The sequence below is a fragment of the Spiroplasma sp. hy2 genome (assembly GCF_044714365.1).
GTDB classification, from domain to species: domain Bacteria; phylum Bacillota_I; class Bacilli_A; order Mycoplasmatales; family Mycoplasmataceae; genus Spiroplasma; species Spiroplasma phoeniceum.
This window is the reverse complement of record NZ_RXFZ02000089.1, coordinates 1-4,110: the sequence shown is the minus strand read 5'-3', so window position 1 is coordinate 4,110 and position 4,110 is coordinate 1. Positions and strand designations below refer to the sequence as shown.

The window sequence follows — 4,110 nt, the reverse complement described above, 5'->3', positions numbered from 1 at the left end:
TTCTGTAATTATTTTTTTCATTAATTATTTACCTCCATATATTAAAAATATACCTAATTTTAGGTATATTTTATAAATATCAAGAGTTTTCGACAAAATTAAAGAATTTTATTAAAAAATATGTTAATATAAAAATATAAGATTTTTTTCTACTTGCATTTACAATTTACATTAAAATAAATAAAAAATGTTATTTTAATAACATTTTTAAAACCACGGCTCAAATGGTACATCAAGGCCAAATCAACCATTAATTAAGTCATGAACTGCTTCTATATTAAAATACAACATTACAATTGTTATAACTGCTAAAACTAAAAGTACTAGCACAACAATTAAAACTATTGCTCAAACTGGTAATTTTCGCTTGCTTGTTTCTTCATCATATTGAAATGGCATTTTTGTTGCATCAATTTTACCCAAAATATTACTATTATTAAAACCATCTGATGGAGCAAAATCAGGTGATGAACTAAAACTTGGTGCTGCATTAAAATCTGGTGTTGGTCCAAAATTTGAATTTCCTTGGCCAAAATCATTTTGACCAGAAAAATTAGCACTACCAAAGTCATTTGTTTGATTAAAATCATGGTTTGCCCCAAAAGAAGTTCCCTCATTAAACGTATCATCAAAATTATCATCAAAATCGTTATTGATTCCCTGTTGTTGTTTCATCAAATTTGGATTCATAATTGCGTAATGATGACCCGAATCTTGCGAATACTGTCTTTTATTAAAATTAGAATCTTGATCAGCAAATTGTTGCTCTACTTCTGGTCCTGCCATTGGAGGATAAGTTAACATTCCGGGATATTGTGACATTTGCGGATAACCCATCATCATTGGAAATTGTGGCATCATTGGATAAGGGAACATTTGCGGATAACCCATCATCGGATTATATGCCCCCATTCCCATCGCATTCATTGGATTAGGCATAATAGGCATAACAAATGGTTGATAAATAATTGGTTGATAAATTGGTTTATTATGTTGCGGTTTAACTTCTGTTCCATTAATTCCCAAAGTTTTTGAAATGTAAGAAGAATTAAAAGGTGGATTAGTTTTTGTTTTAAAATCGTTTGGATTACCAGGAACTCTAATTGGTTTTGTTAGTGGTGTTACTGGTGCATTTTGGTTTAATAAATTATCATTGCCAAAACTATTGTTATTTTCAAACGAATTAAAATGATTTTCATTTCCACCACTAAATTTTGGATCATTATTATTCATGCTATACCCCTCCATATCAATATGCCCACTTTTCTTATAAATAAATTATATCACATATTTAAGTAAAATTAAAATAAACTATTGTCATAATTATTAGAAAGGTATATAATTATTTACCATTTTATTTAAGTTTAATACCTTGTTTGTTGTTTTTTACTTTGCAAATATTCTTGATCTTTTTCATCAACTTCATTAAAAATATGATAACGATGTTTGTATCAAAATAAATATAAAATAATACCTACAATGATAGCTGAAATTAAATCATTTAACCCTAATAATATAAAATAATAAATATTACTTTGGTCTGTGCCATCCGATAATCCATGTGCTAAGAAATATTCACATAACATTAAAATTGGTAACACAATAAAAGCACGAAATGAAGAGCATAATGCTGCTTTTCTTGCGTTATTCATCCCTTGAAATAACGAAACACCTAAAAATGAAATAGCAGCACAAGGATAACTCATTAACATTAAAACTGCTATTCACCGATATTCATCAACTAAATCAGCAGGAAAAGCAAAAGCCATTAACAATTGTGGCCCAAGAGCAATAAATAATAATAAAGTAAAAAGTAATCAACCACTAATAATTGCTAATCCATATCAACAAGTTTGATACATTCGTAAATATTTTTTTGCTCCATAATTATACCCAATAATTGTTTTCATCCCTTGTGCAATCCCTAATGCAATTGCAGTAAAAAAAGCAATTCAAGGACTTATCGCACTATTAAATAATTGGAAGGATGCTAAACCATATTGCTGGCGTTAAATAAATTGTCCTGGTAATGATGAAATAATTATTGATGATAAAATTGAAACTAAAACAGCACCTAAATTATTAATAAAAGATGAAAAACCTAATCGAAAAATTTCTTTAATTGTTGTTTTATGTAAATAAAAAAGATCACGCCAATGAAATCGTAAATAAGAATTTTTATTATAATAAATACAAATTAATGAAACAATAATAATAAAAATTCATGAAATAATTGTTCCTAACATTGTATCTTCTAACAACATTCGACCATATTTTACAAAAACAATTGAAAATAAGACATTAATCGCAATTGCTCCAATTATAATGTAAATTGCAACATGACTTTTTCCATCTGTTCGTAATAATGTTAGTAATAAATAACTAACAAACATTAAAGGACTAGCAAGTAACATTGGAAAAACATAATGCCAAGTTAAATCTTGTACGATTCAGGTTCCTTTTTTACTTAATTGAATTAAAATCATAATATTATCTCATTGTGGAAAAACTAAACAAAAAACAAAAAAGGCTGCAACAAATGAAAATAAAACGGTAATTGTCAAAGCATTTCCTGCTAAAGATTGTGTTTGTTGTTTATTACTTTGCCCAGATTTAATTGCAAATGTAATTGATGTTCCAATCGCAAATAAAATTGCAAAAGCAAATAATAAGTTATAAATTTGCATTGAAAAATGGGTTGACAAATTAACAAAAATTTTTGCTGATTCATATGTTCATAATTTACCATTATTAATTGTAATATGTTCTTTATATCAATCCAAATATGGCTGATGATGAAAAACATTTGGTGTTACAAATGTTAAAGCAATAAATTTATCGAAGATTGGATATAATGCTGTCATTGCCATCACAAAGACAGTTGGTAAAGAAAAAATAAAAATTGTTTTTCATAAATTGTCATAACGTAACTTAATCTCGTTTTTTGAAAAAACGGTTTTGTTCTTTATGTTCGTTCCCCTTTACAATACTATTGTATTATTATTTTATCATATTTTTAATTAAATTGCCAGATTCAAAGGGGGCATATTTTAGTTAAAGGGGATTTATTTATTTTATCCTAACATTGTCTCTTTATTTTTGCTAAGCAATATTAAATACATTATAAGATTAACAATAAATGACCCTAATAAAGAAAAACTATAAATTAAAATAATTAATTTTATGTTTAGGAATAAAATATTAACTGCAATTAATATAAATGGAATTAAATAAACTGTAAAATTTATTACACATGATTTTATTAATAAGAATTTTAATTTGCCAATTCCAATAAAAACTGCATCAAGCAAAGTCGCTCAAGTATAAAAAAGATAAAATCAAATAACAATTCTCATAATTTGCATTGATTCGGTCATTTTTGTTTGATCATTATCAGTTAAAAATCTAGAAAAAGGAATTCATAGTCCATAAAATATGCTTGCTGAAACAACAAATAAAAGAAATGAAAGCTTAAAATATTTAATAAATTTTTTATTAAGTTCTTTACTATTTATGCCCTCATCTACATTAATGGCAACTATAGCTTTAAATACTTTAACTAAAGCAATTATTGGTAATAAAATTCAATTTCAAATTAATTGATTCGCTAATCAATATGAACCAGATGCAGTTAATGAATTTAATGTTTTTGCAATTACCAATAAATAGAAAAAGTTATTAATTGCCGATGATAAAAAAGTAAAAATAAAATTAAGAAAAAAACTTTATTAAATTCTAATTTTGTTAATCGAAAAGTCTTAATATTTCAAAAAATTTTAAAACTAAAAAAGTTTGCAATAATTAATAAAGAAAAAAGAAATAAAAATATATTAGTTAAAATACTACTTAATCCCAAACCAATATATGTATTTGCAAAAACATTTTCATTTGCTAACGTAAAATCTAAAATAATATAAATTATCATTTTACCTAATAATAGAAAAAAGAACGCCTTACTTTTTACCAATATTTAATAAAAAACAGTAGAAATTAATAACAAAACCTCTCTTTAATTTTGTCGAAAACTCTTGATGAAATAAAAAAAATCATCAATATGACAATTTGAAAACTAATTTTGTGTAAGATTATGATTTTGCTTTAAATTTTAWA

2 protein-coding genes and 1 pseudogene are annotated in these 4,110 nt (G+C 25.4%); 1 reads left to right on the top strand and 2 read right to left on the bottom strand.

All coding sequences use genetic code 4. The features are described 5' to 3' along the window. Nucleotides 1-207 precede the first annotated feature (207 nt). Both EHV01_RS03670 and EHV01_RS03665 read right to left on the bottom strand, forming a co-directional pair. Nucleotides 208-1,233: a hypothetical protein gene (locus EHV01_RS03670; protein ID WP_422066248.1), complete on the bottom strand. Its 1,026-nt coding sequence runs from the start codon at nt 1,231-1,233 to the stop codon at nt 208-210. Between the two features lie 131 nt (nt 1,234-1,364). Continuing rightward, nucleotides 1,365-2,969, bottom strand: a pseudogene (locus EHV01_RS03665) (MATE family efflux transporter). A gap of 562 nt (nt 2,970-3,531) precedes the next feature. Between EHV01_RS03665 and EHV01_RS03660 the strand changes: the two are divergent. Then, nucleotides 3,532-3,669, top strand: a complete 138-nt coding sequence (locus EHV01_RS03660) for a hypothetical protein (RefSeq protein ID WP_422066247.1) — start codon at nt 3,532-3,534, stop codon at nt 3,667-3,669. The last annotated feature ends 441 nt before the right edge of the window (nt 3,670-4,110 follow it).